Origin of the sequence: Paenibacillus sp. FSL R5-0914, from assembly GCF_038004525.1 — a bacterium.
Classification (GTDB): Bacteria; Bacillota; Bacilli; order Paenibacillales; family Paenibacillaceae; genus Paenibacillus_AQ.
The window spans coordinates 265,081-287,066 of sequence record NZ_JBBORH010000001.1 but is presented as its reverse complement, the minus strand read 5'-3'; the positions used below and the strand labels follow the sequence as shown (position 1 = coordinate 287,066).

23 protein-coding genes are annotated in these 21,986 nt (G+C 44.5%); 19 read left to right on the top strand and 4 right to left on the bottom strand.

Annotated elements, in window-relative coordinates; translation table 11 throughout:
• Positions 1-85 precede the first annotated feature (85 nt).
• The 8 genes from MKX60_RS01165 (at position 86) to MKX60_RS01130 (ending at position 6,905) form a co-directional block, all read left to right on the top strand.
• Entirely contained in the window at positions 86-514 is a 429-nt protein-coding gene (locus tag MKX60_RS01165; RefSeq protein WP_042184581.1) for a MarR family winged helix-turn-helix transcriptional regulator, read from the top strand.
• Between the two features lie 36 nt (positions 515-550).
• Positions 551-1,192 carry a nitroreductase family protein gene (locus tag MKX60_RS01160; RefSeq protein WP_042184583.1) on the top strand — a complete coding sequence of 214 codons (642 nt, stop codon included), beginning with the start codon at positions 551-553 and terminating at the stop codon, positions 1,190-1,192.
• Between the two features lie 27 nt (positions 1,193-1,219).
• Positions 1,220-1,513: a putative quinol monooxygenase gene (locus MKX60_RS01155; protein WP_076300151.1), complete on the top strand. Its 294-nt coding sequence runs from the start codon at positions 1,220-1,222 to the stop codon at positions 1,511-1,513.
• A 173-nt stretch (positions 1,514-1,686) separates the two neighbouring features.
• Complete coding sequence (locus tag MKX60_RS01150) at positions 1,687-3,255, top strand: phospholipase D-like domain-containing protein (protein ID WP_341058913.1); 1,569 nt, start codon at positions 1,687-1,689, stop codon at positions 3,253-3,255.
• A 61-nt stretch (positions 3,256-3,316) separates the two neighbouring features.
• Positions 3,317-3,694 (top strand): hypothetical protein, encoded by a 378-nt coding sequence (locus MKX60_RS01145; RefSeq protein ID WP_341058911.1) that lies wholly within the window; start codon positions 3,317-3,319, stop codon positions 3,692-3,694.
• A 73-nt stretch (positions 3,695-3,767) separates the two neighbouring features.
• Positions 3,768-4,094: an ArsR/SmtB family transcription factor gene (locus MKX60_RS01140; RefSeq protein WP_042123860.1), complete on the top strand. Its 327-nt coding sequence runs from the start codon at positions 3,768-3,770 to the stop codon at positions 4,092-4,094.
• Positions 4,095-4,193: 99 nt separating this feature from the next.
• Positions 4,194-5,972, top strand: coding sequence for a SulP family inorganic anion transporter (locus tag MKX60_RS01135; RefSeq protein ID WP_076300154.1), 1,779 nt, complete (start codon positions 4,194-4,196; stop codon positions 5,970-5,972).
• A 231-nt stretch (positions 5,973-6,203) separates the two neighbouring features.
• Complete coding sequence (locus tag MKX60_RS01130; protein WP_341058909.1) at positions 6,204-6,905, top strand: DUF1361 domain-containing protein; 702 nt, start codon at positions 6,204-6,206, stop codon at positions 6,903-6,905.
• Here MKX60_RS01130 and MKX60_RS01125 read toward each other — a convergent pair.
• The gene (locus MKX60_RS01125) at positions 6,902-7,219 is read right to left on the bottom strand and encodes an MGMT family protein (RefSeq protein ID WP_341058907.1); all 318 of its coding nucleotides are present in this window, start codon (positions 7,217-7,219) and stop codon (positions 6,902-6,904) included. The two genes, MKX60_RS01130 and MKX60_RS01125, sit on opposite strands and share 4 nt — an antisense overlap.
• Positions 7,220-7,441: 222 nt before the next feature.
• Between MKX60_RS01125 and MKX60_RS01120 the strand changes: the two genes are divergently transcribed.
• The 11 genes from MKX60_RS01120 (at position 7,442) to galU (ending at position 18,338) form a co-directional block, all read left to right on the top strand.
• Complete coding sequence (locus tag MKX60_RS01120) at positions 7,442-8,992, top strand: spore germination protein (protein ID WP_341058905.1); 1,551 nt, start codon at positions 7,442-7,444, stop codon at positions 8,990-8,992.
• Entirely contained in the window at positions 8,989-10,152 is a 1,164-nt protein-coding gene (locus tag MKX60_RS01115) for a Ger(x)C family spore germination protein (protein ID WP_341058904.1), read from the top strand. The genes MKX60_RS01120 and MKX60_RS01115 overlap by 4 nt, the downstream gene beginning before the upstream one ends.
• Positions 10,145-10,357, top strand: coding sequence for a hypothetical protein (locus tag MKX60_RS01110; protein ID WP_341058901.1), 213 nt, complete (start codon positions 10,145-10,147; stop codon positions 10,355-10,357). The genes MKX60_RS01115 and MKX60_RS01110 overlap by 8 nt, the downstream gene beginning before the upstream one ends.
• 26 nt (positions 10,358-10,383) lie before the next feature.
• The gene (locus tag MKX60_RS01105) at positions 10,384-11,490 is read left to right on the top strand and encodes a GerAB/ArcD/ProY family transporter (protein WP_076285897.1); all 1,107 of its coding nucleotides are present in this window, start codon (positions 10,384-10,386) and stop codon (positions 11,488-11,490) included.
• Positions 11,491-11,616: 126 nt separating this feature from the next.
• Positions 11,617-12,243 (top strand): hypothetical protein, encoded by a 627-nt coding sequence (locus tag MKX60_RS01100; RefSeq protein WP_076285896.1) that lies wholly within the window; start codon positions 11,617-11,619, stop codon positions 12,241-12,243.
• A 19-nt stretch (positions 12,244-12,262) separates the two neighbouring features.
• Complete coding sequence (locus MKX60_RS01095; protein WP_042184604.1) at positions 12,263-12,559, top strand: antibiotic biosynthesis monooxygenase family protein; 297 nt, start codon at positions 12,263-12,265, stop codon at positions 12,557-12,559.
• Between the two features lie 14 nt (positions 12,560-12,573).
• Complete coding sequence (locus MKX60_RS01090; RefSeq protein ID WP_341058899.1) at positions 12,574-13,392, top strand: phosphotransferase family protein; 819 nt, start codon at positions 12,574-12,576, stop codon at positions 13,390-13,392.
• Positions 13,393-13,420: 28 nt separating this feature from the next.
• Positions 13,421-13,966 carry a DUF1697 domain-containing protein gene (locus MKX60_RS01085; protein ID WP_076285894.1) on the top strand — a complete coding sequence of 182 codons (546 nt, stop codon included), beginning with the start codon at positions 13,421-13,423 and terminating at the stop codon, positions 13,964-13,966.
• A 218-nt stretch (positions 13,967-14,184) separates the two neighbouring features.
• Positions 14,185-16,347: a glycosyltransferase family 39 protein gene (locus tag MKX60_RS01080; protein WP_341058897.1), complete on the top strand. Its 2,163-nt coding sequence runs from the start codon at positions 14,185-14,187 to the stop codon at positions 16,345-16,347.
• A 78-nt stretch (positions 16,348-16,425) separates the two neighbouring features.
• Positions 16,426-17,406: a glycosyltransferase family 2 protein gene (locus MKX60_RS01075; RefSeq protein WP_339800147.1), complete on the top strand. Its 981-nt coding sequence runs from the start codon at positions 16,426-16,428 to the stop codon at positions 17,404-17,406.
• Positions 17,407-17,426: 20 nt separating this feature from the next.
• The gene (gene galU / locus MKX60_RS01070) at positions 17,427-18,338 is read left to right on the top strand and encodes a UTP--glucose-1-phosphate uridylyltransferase GalU (RefSeq protein ID WP_076300159.1); all 912 of its coding nucleotides are present in this window, start codon (positions 17,427-17,429) and stop codon (positions 18,336-18,338) included.
• Between the two features lie 374 nt (positions 18,339-18,712).
• On the opposite strand, the gene MKX60_RS01065 is transcribed toward galU, so the two are convergent.
• The 3 genes from MKX60_RS01065 to MKX60_RS01055 all read right to left on the bottom strand — a co-directional run bounded on the left by MKX60_RS01065 (position 18,713) and on the right by MKX60_RS01055 (position 21,691).
• Positions 18,713-19,279 (bottom strand): FAD-dependent oxidoreductase, encoded by a 567-nt coding sequence (locus tag MKX60_RS01065; protein ID WP_076116777.1) that lies wholly within the window; start codon positions 19,277-19,279, stop codon positions 18,713-18,715.
• Positions 19,280-19,427: 148 nt separating this feature from the next.
• The gene (locus MKX60_RS01060) at positions 19,428-21,011 is read right to left on the bottom strand and encodes a sensor histidine kinase (protein ID WP_341058896.1); all 1,584 of its coding nucleotides are present in this window, start codon (positions 21,009-21,011) and stop codon (positions 19,428-19,430) included.
• Positions 21,008-21,691, bottom strand: a complete 684-nt coding sequence (locus MKX60_RS01055; RefSeq protein ID WP_076116779.1) for a response regulator transcription factor — start codon at positions 21,689-21,691, stop codon at positions 21,008-21,010. Before MKX60_RS01055 ends, MKX60_RS01060 begins: the two co-directional genes overlap by 4 nt.
• Positions 21,692-21,986: the final 295 nt, after the last annotated feature.

Below are 21,986 nucleotides of genomic sequence, written 5' to 3'. Positions count from 1 at the left end.
ATTAGTTGACGGGTCAATGATTATCAGTTAGTATAATTTTATACAAAACAATTGCATACAATTAAATTTATAAAGGAGGTATATTTTGACGGAGCACTATCCTGAGGAAGACCGCATATTTGAACTGCTGCAGGCATTAAACAAGGGAATCTGTCCGAAATTCGAACGATGTGCTGGCATTAGTCCCACACGGCTTCGCCTCCTGCATGAACTATTCCAGGTGGATGAAGTCAGCCAAATTACGCTGCAAAAGGGCATGGATATAGATGCGGCCGCCGTCACTCGGCACTTGAAAGGGATGGAAGAGAGTGGTACGATCACTCGCCGCAACAACCCAGCAGATAACAGGGTTACATTGGTCTCATTAACGGATCAAGGGCGGGAAAGAATGATTCAATATGGCGAAGAGAAGAGACGATTTGTCGCTACTCTGCTTACTGGATTTAACGATCAGGAGCGAAAAGTGCTCATAGATATGCTTAATCGTCTGCAATCTAATATCAATCTGTTGTAACTACCAAAATTACACACTCAAAGGAGAAATACACATATGAACGCTACACAAACACAAACCAATGATTTTAAAGAAATTATTACGGGTCGCCGCTCTATCCGCAAATATGATCCATCCGTTAAGATCAGTAAAGAAGAGATGACTCAGATTCTTACGGAAGCGACTCTTGCACCTTCTTCTGTAAATATGCAGCCTTGGCGGTTTCTTGTCATTGAAAGTGACGAAGCAAAAGCTACTTTAGCTCCTCTTGCTCGCTTTAATGGCGTACAAGTTGAAACCTCTGCAGCTATGATTGCCATCTTTGGTGATTTGAACAATTTCGACTACGCTGAGGAGATTTATGGTACAGCTGTTGAACGTGGACTAATGCCTGCTGAAGTAAAAGAAAACCAATTAACTAGATTATCTGCTCACTTTGCTACCTTGCCACGTGAAGTTAACAAAGATACTGTGCTTATTGATGGTGCTCTTGTTGCAATGCAATTGATGCTGGTTGCCCGTGCACATGGATACGATACAAACCCAATTGGCGGTTATGAAAAAGATCAAATCGCAGAAGCGTTTGGCATGGAAAAAGATCGTTATGTTCCTGTAATGTTGCTTTCCATCGGTAAAGCTGTTGATGCAGGTTACCCATCTGTCCGTTTGCCTATCGATAAGATTGCTGAGTGGAAATAATACTTTATACCTTAGGAGGAAAATGCAATGATCATTATCCATGCAGTACTTAAAGTGAATCCGGAACGTCGCGAGCAGTTTTTGGCGGAGTCCAAAACACTTCTCACAGCTACTCACACTGAAGAAGGAAATCTCTCTTACGAGCTGTATGAGAATGCTGGAGAAGCGAACTCATTTATTATGGTGGAGACTTGGCGCGACGCTGAAGCCGTATCCAGCCACAATACGAGCGCTCACTTTACCGCGTTCTCAGCTAAAGCTGGTGAATTCTTGGCTGCGCCACTAGACGTAAAAGTATTTAGCGCAGAGCAAGTGAAATAAGTTATCTCGATTCTTAGTGAATCCTGGTTGATCTTAAACAGGGATGTTCCATAGCCATAATGGCTGCGGGGCATCCCTGTTTTTTATGTTCCCCGTTTATAAGGAGGAGTTCAAGGGTATCTATCCTTACCTTGATACATGTGCACTCACAATAAAGATAGGGGATCTTACATATGGAAATACAGAAAAATATGATCGATATCGTGAACTATTATTTATCAGGCGGTTCACTTGTCTGCATTATGGGCGAAGCAGGAGAAGAGGCAGAGCGCAGACTAATGGGGATCGATCTGGAGGCGGCTAGAGCATACCGACAGTCCATTGGCGGAGTCATTACGGAGGCTCAGCAGCTATTTCAGGTTCCTGGCTTTAGCCCAAGATTGCTGGGGCAACTTATTGAAGTATTAGGCAGATTAGATTCAGACAAGCTAAAAGTTCTGGCCCCGCAAACCACATGGAATAACCAAGTAGATCCTTACGTGAATGGACCCGAGTGCCTAGGGATGATACTAGAAGAAATAAAGAAGGCACAGCATTATATTCACCTGTCCGTGATGCTCTTCTTTAATGACCGTTCAGGCAATCTGGTTGCAGATGAATTATTTCACGCCCTTAAACGGGGGGTGAAGGTACGGATCATGGTCAATTACACGCTGACAGCTTTAGGGTATGAGAACAATCTGGCGTTTGGTCAATTTTCCAAGATTTCTGAAAGGCTCGAGAATGCAGGAGCTAAGCTGTTGAATACCTTCAATTCTTATTATACAGCCGTAGAATGGCGTGTGAAGCGGAAAGCGCTGAAGCAACAAGGCGTACCGGAAAGTATCCTGTTCTTACAGGATAAAGTACAAGAGGACGTTGAATTCACTGGGCTGAATGTCATTGATCATCGGAAATTTATGGTCATTGATGGGGTAACCTCTATTATTGGCAGCCTGAATATTGGAGATCAATACACGTACGTGACGCCTGTTCAGGCATCTTCCTCGATCAGTATAGAAGGACATCTACAGGGGATTCCTAGTAAAAAAGAGGAGTGGCATGATGGCTGCTTCCGGATCCGTGGCGCGGCGGCGCAGCCTTTAAATGCTAAGTTTCATTCCCGTTGGTTACTTCTGGGAGGTGATCATTTTGACGTGGATGATGCCTTCTACCATCCGAATGTAAATTATCATTTTGGGGAGGAAGAATGTACACTGTTTGCAAGCTTTCCGGGTAATCCAGTTAACTTAATTCAGCAATACTATTTGAATTTAATTACCTATGCGACTGAGGAGACGGTGATTGTAAATCCTTATTTGATTGATCAAGAGTTTTGGGATCGGCTGGGGGAGCTGGGGCCAGACTGTTCCTGTCATCTGAGCATCTGCAATCCGCTGAAGGTTAATGATCATCCTACCAATACTGCGGCGGTACGAGGCAATATGTATAAGCCGTTTCTCAATGGGGTTTCCTTTTATGATTACAGCTTCACAGGTCGTTTTTCACATTGGAAAATAACCTATGACCATAGATCACGGGCGGTATTTCATGGCTCCTACAACATCAATGAGAGAAGCGCCTGCCACGATTTCGAGCTGGGAATACTGGTGAAAGGGGAGGCCTTCGCAGCGCGGATAAAGTCTATGATCGATTATGATCTGGGTGTCTCACGGAGAATTACGAAGAAAAGTGAGTTCTTTAAGCATCCTTGGCTGCATCCTAGTATGTATCTGAATAAAATTACTCAGAATTACACTTGATAATATCGGTTCATTGTCATGTATAATGATCGTTATAAATTATCAAGGTGGAATAATAGCTATGAAAATCAAAATTACAAAGAGTGGCATGAAAAAGGATGAGGTATTCTTTCGCACAGAGTTTGGCGAGGGTCGGGGGATCTGGTGCGGAGCTCCTGTGGAGCCAGATACGGAAACAGATGTGGAATTCGAGCTTTCGGAGCTGCTGATGAGATGGGTGGATATTCTGCCTGCACCTGCTAGTGAGTTCAATACAAGGTTAGAGGGAGATCAGGTTGTTTTTACCGGTGTGCTGGAGAATATTGAAGAGGACGGAACAGGATTTTTGCGAATAGGTGAAAGTTTAGTGATGTTCGAGTGTCTCGGTGAGCCTATGGCGCTTGGTGTGTTTGTAGAAGTACAGGTTCGTAATGTGAGCATCTACCCCTTGAGTATTTGACGCTTATCAGGGACTAAGATAACATACAAAGATGACATTAGAATCAGAAGTAAGCTATGAGGAGTAGAAATCTATGAACACCGAAATTCAGCAATTTAAGACCGAATTCTTCAAGGCGCTGGCTCATCCAATGCGAATTCGTATACTGGAACTGCTCAGCGAAGGTGAGAAGAATGTGAATGAGCTACAAGCCATTCTAGGATCAGAAGGTTCTGCTGTATCCCAGCAGTTAGCTGTTTTACGCGCTAAGAATGTAGTAGCCAGTGTAAAAGAAGGTACCACTGTGATCTATTCGTTACGTGATCCTCTAATTAAAGATCTTCTGGTCGTAGCTAAACAAATATTTGATAACCATCTGGTGAATACCATTTCATTGCTCGAAGGTATGCGCGGAGAATAAAGGAATAACATTATTTTGGCGTTGACAACAGTTGCGTCCTAGAGTAATGTTCTTCTTATATTCAAATAATCAGATATTTAAAGAAAAGAAGGTTTGATCATGACAGGGTGGGGCCGATATAAAGGCTACAACATGAATGCATTTCGCAAGGATTTGATTTCGGGAACAATCGTTGGTGTTATTGCCATTCCTTTGGGGATGGCATTTGCTATTGCATCTGGTGTAAAACCGGAGTATGGCATTTACACGACAATCGTTGCCGGAATATGTATTTCATTGTTCGGAGGATCAAAATTTCAAATTGGTGGGCCAACAGGTGCTTTTATTCCTATCTTGTTTGCCATTGCGATGGAGTATGGTTATGAGAACTTACTTATCGCTGGGATGATGGCAGGGGTTATTCTAGTTCTCATGGGATTATTAAAGCTGGGTGTATTGATTAAGTTTATTCCGAGGCCAGTAACGATTGGTTTCACAGCAGGGATAGCGGTCATTATCTTCACCGGGCAGATTGCTAATTTCCTTGGATTAAGGAATATAGAACGGCATGAGAGCTTTGTAAATAACATGAAAGAAATAGGGCTTCATATATCGACGATGAATGGATACAGTATTCTGACCGCCGTGATTTGTCTTGCCGTCGTTATCCTAGCGATTCGATTCGCTCCGAAGGTGCCTGGATCATTGGTAGGTCTTCTGTGCGCGACTGTGATTGCTGCGTTATTCTTTAGCGGCAAAGTGACTACGATTGGCTCTGCTTACGGAGAAATCCCTAATACCTTACCGAGCTTTCGATTTCCGGACATTACTTGGGAACGAATTACCCTGCTAATTCGTCCGGCATTTATCATTGCAATGCTAGGTGCTATAGAGTCATTGTTATCCGCTGTTGTAGCGGATGGAATGACAGGCAGCCGCCATAATAGTAACCGAGAGCTGATCGGTCAGGGGATCGCAAATATTGCTGCTCCATTGTTCGGGGGCATACCAGCGACAGGAGCAATTGCTAGAACAGCGACGAACATCAAGAGTGGCGCTGTTTCTCCGATCTCGGGGATCGTTCACGGTGTTGTGGTGTTTCTAATTCTCCTGTTGCTCGCACCCTATGCTTCCAGTATTCCTTTAGCTGCGATGGCACCGATCTTAATGGTAGTAGCTTGGAATATGAGTGAGCGCAAAGAGTTCCTTCATCTGCTTAAGATCAAGACCGGCGATTCCTTGGTGTTATTCATCACCTTCTTGTTAACGATATTTGCAGATTTAACGCTGGCTGTAGAGGTGGGATTAATTCTTGCGGTTATTCTGTTTGTGAAACGAATGGGAGAGGTTCATTTGGTAGCCAAAGTGCTGCCTGATCCGAAGTCCGTTAAGGTAGAGGCACATATGGTTACGGAGAGTCATGACTGTCCGCAAATTGGAATTTACACGGTGGAAGGTCCGCTGTTTTTTGGCGCTGCTTATCGATTCGATGACACTATGCCAAGCTATGGTTCAGATCAACCTAGAATTATATTAATGCGGATGGGGAAAGTACCCTTCATGGATACCACTGGAGAATCCAATTTAGCAGAGCTGGTGCGGCATTTACAAGCTGTTGGAGGGAAACTTATGATCTCAGGTATTCAGCCACAGCCGCTTGAGCTACTCAAGAGAACTGGACTGTATAGTACCATAGGTGAGGCTCAGTTTTATCCGCACACCGGGGAAGCCATTAATGACGCACTTAACAGCATCGATTACAACAAGTGTATTGGATGTAGCCATGCCGCTTTTAGGGAGTGTACAGCGTTCTCCTGTCTGGAAGAGGCGGGAAGTGTGCGCGGTCTGAAAGGGCGTAAGAAACCTGTAATTGCACCTGAACTAAATAGTGGTCTTTGAGTGAAATAGATAAGAGTCAGCCCGGACGTTTCTGCGTCCGGGTTTTTCTGTTCAAATATAAGAATTTAAGTTTCACATCATATATTATCCTTATATTTCTCGCTTAAACGCTTATCGTCCTAATAAGGACGACAAAGGCGTTTATGCTTGAGATTGGACTTGGGAATGCCAAATTTGTACAATTGGGTATAAGTTAAATGTAAACTATCTCGATAAGGAGAATATAAGCTCATGAAGGAATTGAATTATCCGAAGGTGTTTATGCTCTTGGCAGGTCTGTCTGTGGCGACATTGGCCGTATATCGTGTAGTGTCACTACAGACGGATTCGTTTTATGCATTTTTACTCTGGAATTTATTCCTGGCTTGGATTCCGTTCCTGTTCTCTATGGCTGCTTATGAACTGGATAAAAGGAAGATAGGTGGATTGCTGCTTGTTCCGCTAGGCGTCGCTTGGCTGCTGTTCTTTCCGAACGCGCCTTATCTCATGACGGATCTGGTGCATCTGACGATAAGAAAAAGCAGATATATCGTGGATGGCACCATTCAGAATCGGTATTGGTATGATCTGGTTACCCTCTTATTGTTCACTTGGAGCGGATGGTTGACTGGTTTCTTCTCTTTATACCAGTTCCAGACGGTTGTTTATCGCAAGAGCAGCCTGCTGTTCTCTTGGATATTCGTATTCGCAGCATGTGTACTTGGGGGGTATGGTGTCCTGCTTGGCCGAGTCTACAGGCTGAATAGCTGGGACGTACTGACGGACCGGCATCAGTTGTACCAACTGGTTATGGACAGCTTGAATCGACAGTCGGTATTTTTTAGCTTGTTCATAGCGTTTGTATTGCTGGTTATCTACGCTACGATGTACTGTTTGCTGAATGGTCTTGGAACCAGTGAAAGAGGAAGGGGCGCTAAGCGCATACGTGGTTAATCCATAAATTCGGGATCAAATTGGTATTGCTTCAGATCTACCACATCTTTTTCATTAAAAATAATCCCTTCCTCCTGCAAATAAAGCTTCTGGAGGGAGTTGGATTCATCTTCAGTCAAGGCGATCATTCCTTTGGCGTTGATAACCCGATGCCAGGGAAGCTTATATTTTCTACTCATGGAGTGAAGGATACGAACTACCTGCCTTGCGCCTCTTGGGCTTCCTGCCGCACGAGCAACGCCTCCGTAAGTCATCACTTTTCCTTCAGGTATAGATTGTATGATACGAATCACTTGTTCTGTAAATGGTGTCATAGGGAGCTCCTATCTCTTATTTTTATCAAATTATACCAGATGATCACTACAATCATAAACATTCAACATGCCGCTGCTAAAGCGGCTTTTTTTTATTTTAAACGTATGGAGTTTACTCTCCTTTGCGAAGAAGTTGATCCCTTTACAGTATAATTTTGGCGGATAGTATTTAGTGAGATGGGGGATAATTTCTAGGAAACTATTGTGACAGGAGTGACTACTGTGGAGGAACAGACAGCAGGAGGTAACCGCAAAGATTCTCAACAAAATACGACGTCTGGGCAGACTCCGAGTACGTCACTAGATGAAATGATGAACCTATTTCGGCAAATATTCAAGGATGATGGGACACTTAGAATAAGGGTGATAAATAATGAGGGCAGTGAAACTCTTCGTTTTGGGTTAGTTAACGTTGACGGGATGGTTGATAAGCATATGATTCAGGAGGGTGTTATTAAGCCATTGATGGCTTTTGACTTCACCAGAATGGATTATGGCAACCCAGCGGAGCTAATGGAGAAAATTAGGACGCAGGTCATTAACATTTCGGATGTAGTTGCCTCTACAGATTTAAATGAAATGATCAGTGCGATTATAGCTGGCAAGACCTTATTACTGCTGGATGGCTATGCGGGTATTCTCAATATTAATGCACAAGGCTGGGATAAAAAGGCTATTACGGAGCCAGTGACCGAGAAAAGTGTTTATGGCCCGCGGGAAGGATTTACAGAATCGCTGATAGTTAACCTGACCCAAATCCGCCGAAGAGTACAAGATTCCGACTTGAAGTTTATTTTTAGCAAGATCGGATCACGTTCTAACACACAGATATGCATTTGCTATATGGAAAGCCTAGTATCACCAAATATTGTTAAAGAATTGCAGGATCGGCTTGGGCAGGTAGATATAGATGTTGTTCTCGATACGTCATTTCTTTCGGAATTAATAAGAGACGAGCCATATTCACCTTTTGAGATGACAGGAAGTACAGAACGCCCGGATTCCGTAGTCAGTAAAATAATGGAGGGCAGAGTCGCCTTACTTATGGAAGGTAGCCCGTATGCGATGACTGTACCCTATGTATTTGTGGAGAATTTTCAAGCGAGTTCGGACTATTATATTAACTTTTATTTTGGTTCATTCAACCGAATGCTAAGAATGGTTGGAGCTTTGCTGTCTGTTAGTATTCCGGCTCTATATGTGGCCTTGGTAACTTATAGTCAGGAGATGATACCCACCCAGTTATTGCTCAGCATTTCTACTGCGAGAGTAGCAGTCCCCTTTCCTACAGTAGTGGAGGCCATATTCATGCTAACCATATTTGAAATCCTAAGAGAGGCGGGCGAACGGATTCCTACCTATATTGGGCAGGCGATCAGTATCGTGGGGGCGCTTGTGTTGGGGCAGGCGGCTGTGGAGGCAAGATTAGTGAGTGCCCCAATGATTATTGTAGTCGGTCTAACAGGGATCATGACGCTGCTCAATCCAAGGCTGACGGGTCCGTTAATCATAGTAAGAGCAGTTCTGTTATTTGCAGTTTTTTTTCTAGGGATTTATGGATATTTTCTTGGAATGCTCGGTTTAGTGGTTCATTTGATGAGCCTTCGCTCCTTTGGGGTTCCTTATATGCTAGGGATAGGTTCCATCCGTCCGCAGGACATTAAGGATACAGCTATCAGAGCGCCGTGGTGGCATATGTATCTACGACCGGCAATGATCGGGGCACGAAATATGAAGAGAAAAGGGTCCAACAAAATAGGGAGACGACCATGAACAAGTGGAAAAGGATGGTTCCTGCCATTGTATCTTTGATCGTGCTTATGAGTACTGTGGGTTGTTGGAACTACATTGAAATTGAAGACATGTCAATTGTAGCCGGGGTGGCGATTGATAAAGGGGCATCTGATGGAAAGCTGTTAGTAACTGCTGAAATTGTGGACACGAAGGAAGGCTCCAAATCAAGTCAGGCTGGCTTTAAGATGCTTTCTCTCACGGGGGAGACGATGTTTGATATTGTGCGAGGAATGATCTCTATCACAGGGAAAAAATTATTTTGGAGCCATTCTAAGGCGATTATCCTCAGTGAGGAGATCGCCCGAGAAGGGGTTATCAATATTATTGATTGGTATAACAGAGATACAGAAACTAGATCGGATGTATATATATTTGTCTCCAAAGAGAAGACGGCCCAGGAAATCATCAATCTAAGTAGTTTAACGGAAAGTATTATGGCCTATGCACTTGCACAACAGATGAGATTTGAGAATAGTGTTAGTACTGCTCCCGTCGTGGAAATTTGGGATTTCATTGATAAGTTAGAGGCCTCTGGCGAATATGCTATAGCACCACTTATTTATATTCATGAAACAAACAAGATAAAAAATGCTCGGGTAAGTGGAGCAGCGATATTCTCCATGGATAAAATGATCGGCACGATCAGCGGTGAAGAAACGAAATACATGCTGTTTGCCAATAATCAAATCAAGGGAGGGGTTTTAGCCGTAAATGACAAAAACGGGAAGCCCGCCTTTTCCCTTGAAATTCTGTCCAATAGAACAAAAGTAAAGCCGGTTTGGGTAGAGGGTAAGCTCCAAATGCAAATAAATACGCTAACGCATACCGGACTGGATGAGGTGAAGGTTCCGGAGGAATTCACTAACCGTGATAGCAAGAAAGTTATAGAGAAGCGGGCTGGGGAGGAATTGCAGAAGGCTATCCTTTCTGTTATCCATAGAGTACAGAAAGATTATCATGCTGATATTTTTGGGTTTGGTGAGCTTCTCCATGAGCAAATGCCACAGACCTGGAAGAAGATTGAGAAAGACTGGGGAAAGGAATTCTCTGAAGTGGAAGTCGTTGTGAATTCCGAAGTGATTATTGACAGTAGTGCGCAGACGTCAAGATCTATCAAGATCCATCAAAAAGGTGATTAAATTGGTTGTTGTGGTGGTGTTTATTTATGTGGTTATCGTATTGATTGATCCTTACGGACTGTTAAAACAGGGAATGAAACGGGATTTTTATGTCTGTTCCGCATTATGTCTAATTTCATTTTGCATTGCTTTTGCTTTGGCAATGAAGTGGTCGATCCCTAGTCCTTCACCGTTGCTGGAATTCTGGATCAAAAAGCTATTTTAGAGGAAAAGACTAAAAGGAGATAGATGATGAACAAAGAGATGATACCTACAGGCCATGCTATCAGTATTGCTGTCCTGTTTACTGTGGGTACTTCGATATTTATGGGAGTTCCGGAGGAATCCGGTAACAGCAATTGGATTTCCGTCCTTCTTGCCATGGTGCTAGTTGTTCCTCTTCTATTGATCTATGCCAGACTTCATCTTATTTTTCCAGGTAAGGATTTATTTGATATGCTAATCGCTGTGTTTGGAAAAGTCATCGGGCGATTCATCTCCTGTCTCTACATTTGGTATGCTTTTCATCTGGGGGCGCTAGTTCTCAATGTCTTTGGAGAATTCAGTAAGACGGTTGCCTTGACCGAAACTCCAATGCTTGCTCCTATGTTATGTCTTGGCCTACTGGGCGTTTGGGTGGTTAAGTCGGGGATTGAGGTGCTGGGGAGAAGTGCCAAACTTCTGCTTCTGTTCACCGTCGCTGTGGAGATAGTAATTCTTACACTAGCCATTTCCAAACTGGAATATCATCACTTTCTTCCTTTGTTCGATAAAGGTTGGCATCCGGTAGTTAGCGATACGCTGGGTCTGTTTTCTTTTCCATTTGCAGAGATTGTAATATTTCTAGGAGCATTCAGTAGTTTATCGGGCAAGAGCTCAGCGAAGAAAATTTTATTAGGAAATGTGTTGATTTCTGGGGTGGTTATTCTTATAGTTACACTGCGCAATCTGCTAATGCTTGGTCCTGAAGTACTGTCCGGTCAATATTTTCCCTCTTATGTGTCTGCAGGGCGTATTAATGTAGGCGATTTTCTGACGCGAATTGAAGCTTCATCGGCGGTTGCATTTGTAATCACAACATTCATAAAAGCGAGTGTATGTCTGTACGTAGCAAGCATAGGATTAGCTAAAGTATTCAAGTTAAAGAGTTATCGATCTGTTGTACTCCAAATAGGACTGTTAATGATTTATCTTGCGGATTTTGTGTACAAGGATATCATGGAGATGCAGTATTTTTCTTACCATATTTATAAAATCTACGCCTTTCCTTTTCAGGTAATTATTCCGTTGGTATTGTGGATTTGTGCTGAAATTAAGGTTAGTAAAAGTAAAAATAAGCAGGTGGCATCACAGCAATAGACCTACTTTCGAACATTCCTGATCTCTAGTAAAGATTAGGAATTCTTTGATTTTAAAACTAAACATAAGTTAGCTATAATGATAGATATATATAGAATGTTTGTTTTAGAAAAGAGGGAAACAGGTATGAACGTCAGCAACATCATTATGTCCTCTTATTGGGGTAGAGAGGTTAGACATAAATATATTACTCAAGGATCTAAGGCATTGGCTGTTATTTTTCCAGGTAAAAATTACTCGGCTGAACGCCCTCTGCTAGATTATGCGGCCAAAGCAGCTCGGGAACATAATTGCGATGTCCTGCTGCTTGAATATGGCTACCAGAGTGCTAGAGTAGGTTTTAAGCGTGATGAAATGATTATTCTCATTCAGGAATGTAAGGCGGCCATTGCATCTCTTCCTGAATACAAAAAGATTCTATTCATTAGCAAAAGCGTGGGTTCGGTCATAGCAGGGAGAATTGCAGAAGAGCTAGAAATACAGAAAAAGACGTCTCATCTATATATAACACCATTACCTGAGGCGATCCCTTTGATACAGCAGAGTCGTGGGACTGTAATTTATGGCGGAAGCGACCCTTTATTTAGCGAACAGCTTTCTGGTGAAATTAGTGGGCTTCATCATTTAAAAGTGTATAGAATCGATGATGCTAATCATAGCCTTGAGGTAGAGCTGGTCAACGAGTCACTAGCCATTCTGCTTGTTATTATTAATTTTTATCATGAATTTTTCCGTGATGCTTTAAATACATAACCTTTGGAGGATGCTGATTATGATTTTGGAAGCTGCGATGCTGCAAGTGAAGCCTGGTTTAACTACTGAATTTGAAAAAAGCTTCAAGGAGGCATCAAGCTTAATTTCTTCGATCGAAGGCTACATAGGGCATGAATTGCAACATTGCTTGGAGGATGATCATAAGTATCTGCTGCTTGTGAAGTGGAGAACGCTTGAAGATCACACCATAGGATTCAGAGAATCCAGCCAGTATCAGGAATGGAAGGCGCTACTTCACCATTACTACGATCCATTTCCGGTTGTTGAGCATTTTACCCGCATTAATCTGGACTAAATGGAGGCTGGCGAATGAAGGCGAAGCTTGTTGGGGAAGGCAGAACTGCGGAGATCTGGCAGCATGACGATCAGAGGATTCTTAAATTGTACCGGGAGGATATAGCAGAGCAACACGTCAGCAGGGAATATAAAATCAGCCAGTTTGTACATGCTCGGGGTGTTCGGACCCCTCAGCCTTTTGAGCTTATTTTTGAACAATCAAGACAAGGTATTGTATTTCAACAAATTAAAGGCCCCTCCCTGCTAAAGGTGATGGGTGAGAAGCCTTGGAAAGTTACCCAATATGCCAGGCTGATGGCGGGGCTTCATTGTGATTTGCATAAGCTTGAAACTACAGAGGAAATCGGGCAGCAAAAGGATATGTTGAAAAGTCAGATATTGGAAGCGCCTATGCTGAGCGAAGAGGAGAAATCCGTCATTCTGAAGTATCTGGAGAAGCTGCCGGAAGGCACTCGTTTATGTCATGGGGATTTTCATCCCGACAATGTGCTTATGGATGAACAGCTCTGGGTGATCGACTGGATGACAGGTGTAGTGGGAGAACCTGCTGGAGATGCTGCGCGTTCCGTAGTGATGTTCAGTTTGGGGGCTATGCCTCCGGGAGCTTCTGCATTCTCCAAATTAATGCTTGGTTTTATCCGAAAAAAATTGACTAAGGGATATATTCAAGAGTATCTCAGATTATCAGGACATACTTATGAGGACGTAGACCGCTGGATTTTGCCGATCGCTGCCGCGCGTCTGGTGGAGGGGCTTTCGCCTCCAGAGAAGGAGCTGCTGGTAAAAGAAGTTCGTAAACGTCTACAAATCTTAGCCGCAGAGGTAAGCTGATCATGGCACAAAAACGGAGGCGTATTCTATGACTACATATATTGCGCTGCTGCGTGGAATTAACGTCGGCGGGAACAAAATTATTAAAATGTTGGACCTGAAGGCGATGTTTCAGACTCTTGGATTTGAAAATGTACGAACGTATATTCAGAGCGGAAATGTTGTGTTTGAGAGTGATGAAGGTTCGAAGAGTCTGCTTACTGGAGTCATTGAACGTAAGATTCATGAGGTTTTTGGATTCGAGGTCTCTGTTATTATCCGTACCTTAGCAGAAATGGAGAACGTGATCGCTAACGATCCCTTTCAGCTCTCCGAGCCAGAGGAATTCAAAAGATGGTATGTTACTTTTTTACCAGCCGAGCCTTCAGCGGAAGCATTGGATAAACTGCGCACTTATGAGAATGGACCGGATAAAGTGCGTTTTGTCGGCAGAGAGATGTATATATTATATGAGGTCAGTGTGAGCCAGTCGCCGCTTTTCAAGGTTCCTTTTGACAGAATATTGGGTATGACGATTACAGCACGTAATTGGAATACGGTGAATAAGCTCGTTACTATGGGCAGGATGGAATAGTCTATTTTAAAATATTTGCTTGGGTTGGGATTTGAACAGAAAGCCTCCACAGTTGTGGGGCTTTTTTTGCGTTCTGGCGGCCTTGTATATTCAGCAAACATTCAGCTTGGACTCATTGAGAGTTAAGGTAAGGGTGAAATAATACACCTACAGAAAGATTGAACCGGGGGCACAGAACTGCCGGAATATAGACGATCAAAGGATAGGAGTGGATGGAGATGAGTAGGTTCAAAAAAATAAGCTCGGATCTTATACTTTGGCTCATTTTATTACTTGCCGCTTTTTTGTATGGTTATGGAGTTTGGAATGACCACTATGTGAATACATACTACACCACCGCGGTGGGAAGTATGCTGCAGAACTTTCATAATTTCTTCTTCGCTTCACTGGATTCCGCGGGTTCAGTAACGGTGGATAAACCACCAGTTACCTTTTGGATTCAGACACTTAGCGCGCTTATCTTCGGGCTGCATGGTTGGAGTGTGATTTTGCCACAGGCACTCGGCGGCGTGGGCTCCGTGTTACTTGTATACCTGCTGGTGAAGCCTACCTTTGGCAGAGCGGCAGCACGTATAGCAGCTCTAGTCATGGCGACTACTCCGGTAGCAGCGGCAGTCAGCCGGACGAACAATATTGATGCGCTGCTTGTATTCACCCTTCTGCTCGCGGCATGGTTTCTATTTAAAGGGACGAAGAGCAACAAGATGGGTAGCCTTCTTACCGCATTTGCGTTAATCGGTGTTGGGTTTAACGAGAAGATGCTGCAGGCGTACATGGTTCTACCGGCTTTTTATCTCTTTTATGTCTTAGCTGCCAAAGTGAACTGGAAGCGGAAGACGGGAGTATTGGCCGCCTCCACAGCAATATTGCTTGTAGTCTCCTTATCCTGGGCAGTGATCGTGGATTCGATTCCCGCCAGCAAACGGCCTTATATCGGCAGCAGTGGTACCAATTCAGTGCTGAATCTTGCTTTTGGGTACAATGGCGTTGCCCGATTAACGGGGGATCGTGGGGCAGGTGGTGGTGGTGGTGGTGGTGGTGGAATGCCAGGAATAAATGGCGGTGAGATGCCAAACATGAACGGTGAAATGCCCGCTATGAATGGTGAGATGCCGAACATGAACGGCGAGACGCCAGCTATGAATGGGTCAGGCAGTAATAGTGGCACTGATGGTGGACGTGCAGCATTTTCGGGCCGGCAAGGCACAAATTCGACCTCGAATAGCCAGACTGGTGACGATGATGGAGGTGCACCAGGTCAGCCTCCTAGTGGAACAAACAGTCAAGGTCGGCAATTTGGTGGCGACGACGGCGGGCGAGGAAATCGCGGCGGCATGAATGGCGGTGGAAGCGGAGGCGGAATGTTCAATACAGGAACAGCAGGCCCACTGCGCCTGTTCCAATCAGAACTGTCAGGTCAAGCTAGCTGGATGCTGCCTTTTGTATTGCTAGGCATCATTGGATTATTCGCCAATCTGCGGAGAAAGAACTTTACCCAGGCTCATAAAGAAGCTCTCTTCTGGTTAGCGTGGCTGGTGCCCGTTATGGGGTTCTTCAGTATCGCAGGGTTCTTCCATCAATATTATCTGGTGATGATGGCTCCACCAGTTGCAGCGTTAGTCGGTGCAGGATGGTCAAAGCTCTGGACGCTATATCGCGAGCACTCTGGTTGGCTGTCTTGGCTATTGCCAGCCGCAACGCTGGTTACAGCAGGTTTCCAGTGGTACATTGTTCATCCTTATAACGATACGATTGGCAGTGGCTGGTCCATTGGGATTTTAGCTGCAGGCATAGTGGTTTCGCTGGTACTGGTAGTTCTTAAAGGCATGAAGAAATCCTTTATTTATACGACAGGCATTGCAGCCGTATTAGTATTGTTAATTGGGCCGCTCTACTGGGCAGCTACTCCCATTACTTATGGCTTGAACAGTCAAACCCCTGAGGCGGGCCCAAGCAGTACTGAGGCTAGAGGGGGAATGGGAGGAAGTCCAAGCAATTTTGGACGTAATAGCGCCGCAAGTGCGAATGAGAGTCTGTTGTCCTATTTGGAGGAGAACAATACTGGGGAGCCTTATCTTTTTGCTACATTGGATTATGGCACAGCAGCTCCTTATATCGTTGACAAGGGTGCATCGGTTGTTATTTTGAACGGATTTTCTAACTCAGACACCGTGTATACCCCAGATACCCTAAAGGCGTCTGTAGAGAGCGGAAAGGTGAAGTACTTCCTGATCAATAGCGGTGGTATGGGTGGTGGACGCGGGGGAAGCTCCGAGTTGACGACTTGGATCACAGAGAATGGTACAGAAGTTCCAGCAGCCGATTGGGCAGGAAGCGATGGAGGAAACAGCGGGACATTATACAAAGTTACTGTAAACTAGGCAAATGTTAATCCTATGAGGCGTGTTATGAGATAAATCAGGCACGCTTCATTATTCAAATTTAAGGAGGAGCTGCTCATGAGTACCAACGTGCGCTATTCCATTATTATACCGATGTTTAACGAAGAGGCGGTCATTCAAGAGACGTATCGACGTATCAAAAAAGTAATGGGTTTAACTAATGAAGTGTATGAGCTGATCTTTGTGAATGACGGCAGCACAGATAATTGCGCCCAGATGATTGAGGAATATAGCTACTGGGATGAGAGTGTGAAGCTGATCGACTTGTCTCGTAACTTTGGACATCAGATCGCTATTACTGCCGGAATGGATTACGCCCTAGGGGATGCAGTTGTCATTATTGATGCCGATTTGCAAGATCCGCCGGAACTGATTCTGGACATGATTGCGGAATGGAAGCAGGGGTATGAAGTTGTATATGCCAAAAGGATAAAGCGAAACGGAGAATCCTTATTCAAAAAGTGGACGGCCAGCCTCTTTTATAGAGTGCTACGTTATTCAACCGATATTTCTATTCCTGTCGATACGGGGGATTTCCGCCTTATCGATCGTAAAGTCTGTGAGGAGCTCAAACGCCTGCCGGAGAAAAATCGGTTCGTACGCGGGCTAGTCAGCTGGGTCGGTTTTCGGCAAAAAGCCATTGAATATGAACGCGATGAACGTCTGGCTGGAGAAACTAAATATCCGCTGAAACGGATGATCAAGCTCTCTCTGGATGGAATTACTTCCTTCTCTTATAAGCCGCTGAAGCTGGCAGGATACCTTGGTATGCTGCTGTCGGCCTCTGGTTTTCTATATCTGATGTATGTGCTATATCTGGTGATTTTTACGGATTCAGTCGTTAAGGGCTGGGCATCGATGATCGGAATCACGCTGACCTTTAATGGCTTTGTGCTCATTATGTTAGGGATTCTGGGTGAGTATGTCGGTCGGATTTATGATGAGACCAAGGGACGTCCGCTCTATATTGTTCAAGAGTTCTATGAAGGTAAGAAACAGCAGGATGTTCGTGAGCAGCAAGTTCTACATCGTCAATAAATGCAAGGGAGGGATTCGTTGTGAAGATTAGAAAAGCGGTTATTCCCGCCGCGGGTTTAGGCACTCGTTTCCTGCCTGCAACAAAGGCTCAGCCCAAGGAAATGCTGCCCATTGTGGATAAGCCGGCGATTCAATATATCGTAGAAGAAGCTGTTCAATCCGGTATTGAAAGCATCATTATCGTGACGGGCCGCAACAAGAAGTCGATTGAAGATCATTTTGATAAATCAGTGGAACTGGAACAGACGCTTTTGGAAAAAGGAAAAGAGGAGCTGCTTCGTGAAGTCCAAGCGATTAGCGAACTGGCCAGCATTCATTACATTAGGCAAAAAGAGCCGCTAGGACTAGGTCACGCCATCCTTTGTGCGGAACAGTTCGTTGGCGATGAGCCCTTCGCTGTTCTGCTCGGTGACGATATCATGGTCTCGGAGGACCCGGCGCTGCTGCAAATGATGCGATTATATGAACAAGAGGAGAAGACCATCGTCGGTGTTCAGTCGGTACCACGGCAGGATGTTCATAAATACGGAATTATTTCATCAAGCGGTTCTCTACAAGGCGTCCATGAAGTTAAAGGTTTGGTGGAGAAGCCCTCCCCGGATACGGCACCTTCAGAGCATGCGATTATGGGACGTTACATTTTGGAGTCTTCGATATTTTCAGTGCTGGCTAATCTTGAACGGGGAGCAGGTGGTGAATATCAACTGACTGATGCATTGCATGAGGTATGTCGTAATGAAGGTTTGCTGGCCCTGGATTTGATCGGCAAACGTTATGATATTGGTGATAAATTCGGCTACATTCAGGCTACGCTGGAGGTCGGATTGATGCGGGAGGAGTTGCGTCCATTACTGGTTCCGTATTTGCAAAAGCTGGCTGCGAGTCTGAAGGAAAGTGAAGAAGTGGGGGCGTTACCTTGGGGTACACGCTAGTGATTAAAGTAGACTGTTTCAAACGATCCTAACATCGTCTTCGGCGGCGGTGGGATGATGTTTGGGGCAGTTTTTTTGCGCGTGGGGCGTTTACAGGGGAGGTGAGGATGAATAAATAAGTGTACTTTATACAATTAAAAAGCGCATCAGACTGCTATGTATCGACTTAGTTGCACTTGATACACTTATTTCTTCATAATCCAATGGAAATACTCTTTCCATCTGTTTTTAGTTGCATAAACTACACTTAAAAGAGTCATAGAGGGGATGAAGTATGAAATAACTGCACCAAGTGCAGTTATTTTTTGCGATATAAAAAATCCGGAGGACAGATTCCTAAGAATCGTCTCCGGATCTATATTTTCAGTCATTGATTAAGCCTTTAGTACATCATGATCCACGTAACGCGTACCATTTAACTCGCTAATCACATTAATGGCTACCTTCGCGCCATCGCCTGCCGTAATAATGGCATGTACACTTACTCCGGCAACGGTACCTGCAGCCCAAATGCCTTCAATATTTGTTTTGCCTTCTGGATTAACAGCGACTACTGTCTTGATTCTCGGCTCTGTACCATCCTTAGTTTCCACGCCTGCTTTGGCGGCTAGATCGGTAAGGGCGCCTGTTGCAAGAATAACATGTTTGGCTTCATAAATAATTCCGTCTTCGGTCTCAATGACAAATCCATTGCCGCTGGAAGTGAGGTTAATAGCTTGTTCTGCTACCAGCTCAGCGCCGAATTTGACGGCTTGCTTATGTCCGGTTTCTACGAGATCAGGACCGCCTACTTCGGAAATTCCATAAAAGTTTTCAAACCATCCTCTACGGGTCATGCCTTTATCATTGTCGATCAGCAGCGTTTTTTTGCCCGCCTTGGCGGCGAACAGGGCTGCGCTTGCACCGGCAGGACCGGCTCCAATTACGGCGATTTCGTACATTTTTTGACCTCCTAAAAGTTTTGTGAAGCAAAACTCGCATCGAAAGCATAGGCTTAAGTTTTGCGGAGCGATGCTCCTTAGAATGGACAACATAGCAAAACTGGCATCGTAGACATAGGCTTAAGTCTATCATCTATTATAACGGTTGTTACTCTCTCTTGGCTAATCCTTCCTCGCAAGGAAGGGTAACCCTGAACGTTGTTCCCTCACCGAGAGTGCTGCTTACACTTATCTTACCGTGATGTGCCTCCACGATAGACTTGGTAATAGAAAGGCCGAGTCCAGATCCACCATATTTTCGTGTACGAGAAGAATCGCTCCGGTAGAAGCGATCGAAGATATGTGGGATATGCTCTGGAGAAATCCCGCAGCCGTTGTCTTGCACCGTTAGAATGGCCTCATTTCCTCTAGCATGTAAAGAGAGATGAATGGTGCCAAATTCTGTATCCGTATGCTGAACTGCATTGTGGAATAGATTCAGAATCACCTGTTTGATTTTATTGGGTTCATATTTACCATGGATGCCATACGAGATATCAAAAGTAACCTTACGCTGATCCGCTAACAAGAGCAGATGCGGCTTCATTTCGGAAATGACCTCACCGAGCAGCAGATCCGTCATCCTCAGTTGAGGGGCGCCGTCCATCCGAGCGAGCAGCAGCAAATCCTCCACCAGCTTATTGATCCGTTTCGATTCGCCATGCATGCTTCGCAATGAATTGTATAACTGTTCTTTGTTGTCCGCAGCGCCACGCAGTAAGACCTCCAAAAAACCGTGGATTGAGGTCAGCGGCGTTCGCAGCTCGTGAGAAGCATCGGCAGCGAAGCGGCGCATCTGTTCCTTGGCTTCCCGTTCATTATGAAAGGATATTTCGAGACGCTCGAGCATACCATTGAATGAATGGGCCAGCTTGTCGATCTCAGTTTGGCCTTGGTTAATTGGAAATCGGATATCCAGATTACCGGCATCAATGATCTCGGCGGACTCTCCCATATTTGAAAGAGGGACCAGCGTCTTTCGAAGGGCAGGCAAGTATAGGAAGAAGCCAGCCAATAAAGCAATCACTGACAAACCTGCGTAGATCATCAATTGCTGTAAGATTACATCCGTAAGAGGTCCGGTATTCACGCTCATTTGGAGAAGCAATCGAGTATTTCCAGGTCTATAGAGATTCACGAATATAGCCAGATGTTCAGTGCCGTCATCGGCCTCTATGAGCTTGTAATTTCCTGTTGCTCTATCCGTGGTATGAATGAGCAGATTATTGTATTGCTCATTCGTTAATCTAGGCGCGGCTGAATCAGATAAAGTCATTTGCTGTAAGTCCCTGAAGGTGCCATCTGAGCTATAAATAGCGAGGGTTGTATGGGCATCCAGCAGGAGTGGACGCCTATTCTCACCGGTTCTTTGACCATTTGGGATTTTATTCTCGCCGTTTCTTTCCCCCGGCAAATTGCCGTTATACTCGGTGTTTCCCTCATTCGGAGTTGTGGTGTCCTCGTCATAGGAATTGAAAAAGTTGAAAAACATCTCACGGGGAACTGAACGTATTTGCGCTTCCATAGACTCTGCTCTATTGCTATATATGAAATCCCGCATGAGTATATATTGTAATACTCCGATTAGAAGAAGCAATCCTGATAGAATGAGCAGCGAAATGGCTAGCAGCTGTTTGCGTAGAGAACGTGGTGCGGGCAGCTTACGAAACCATTTAGAGAAGCGCGTACTCATAGATCTACCCGGTAGCCTGCTCCCCGCAGGGTACGGATAATACGGTGCTCCTTATCCCCGAGCTTCTCGCGAAGCGAACGGATATAGACCTCAACGATATTTTCCTCACCACCAAAGTCATAGCCCCACACTTTATCAAGAATCATGGGTTTACTTAGTACAAGGCCGTGATTAATAACGAGATACTGTAATAACTCGTATTCCGTGGGTGAGAGTTCAAGGACTTCTTCCTTGAAGCGAATTTCTTTTCTACGGCTATCAATTCGGAATGGACCGCAGCGTACCTCGCCGAGCAGACCTGGAAACTGATTGCGTAGCCGCGCTTGAATTCGGGCAAGCAATTCGTCGAAGCTGAAGGGCTTGACCATATAATCGTCAGCACCAATAGTGAGACCCTTGACTCGATCGTCCACTTCATCCTTTGCAGTTAGCATGATAACGGCTAGTTCCGTCTCTTCCGAGCGAAGGTAATGACATAACTCGAATCCATCCATGCCAGGCATCATGACATCTAGGATGGCTACATGTGGCTTGAACTCAGCAGCGACCGAGATGGCTGTGATTCCGTCGGGTGCGGTTCTGACTTCAAATCCTTCGTTAAGGAGACCCAACTCTAGAAATTGTAATATATGAGGCTCATCATCTACGAGCAGTAGTCGAACGCCTTGAGCTGCTTTCATCATAGGTACCTCCAAATCAGTGTTAGATAGCTACATTATGACATATTCGGTTGAATGTTTGCTGAAGATGAGTCCCTTTGCTTTACGATTAAAGGAGCCTTTTCTTATTTCATGATGATTCAAAGCGGTTAATTTAGTTATAAGTAATATTAATGTGTTTAATAACAAACAAGGTTAAAAAATTCGGATTTTCGAAAATGTGATAAAGGGTTTTGACGGCGGATATAGAACACTTTACAATAAGGATAATCTCCTGATTTTGGTGAAAGTTACCCATTTTAGGAAAGATCATTCG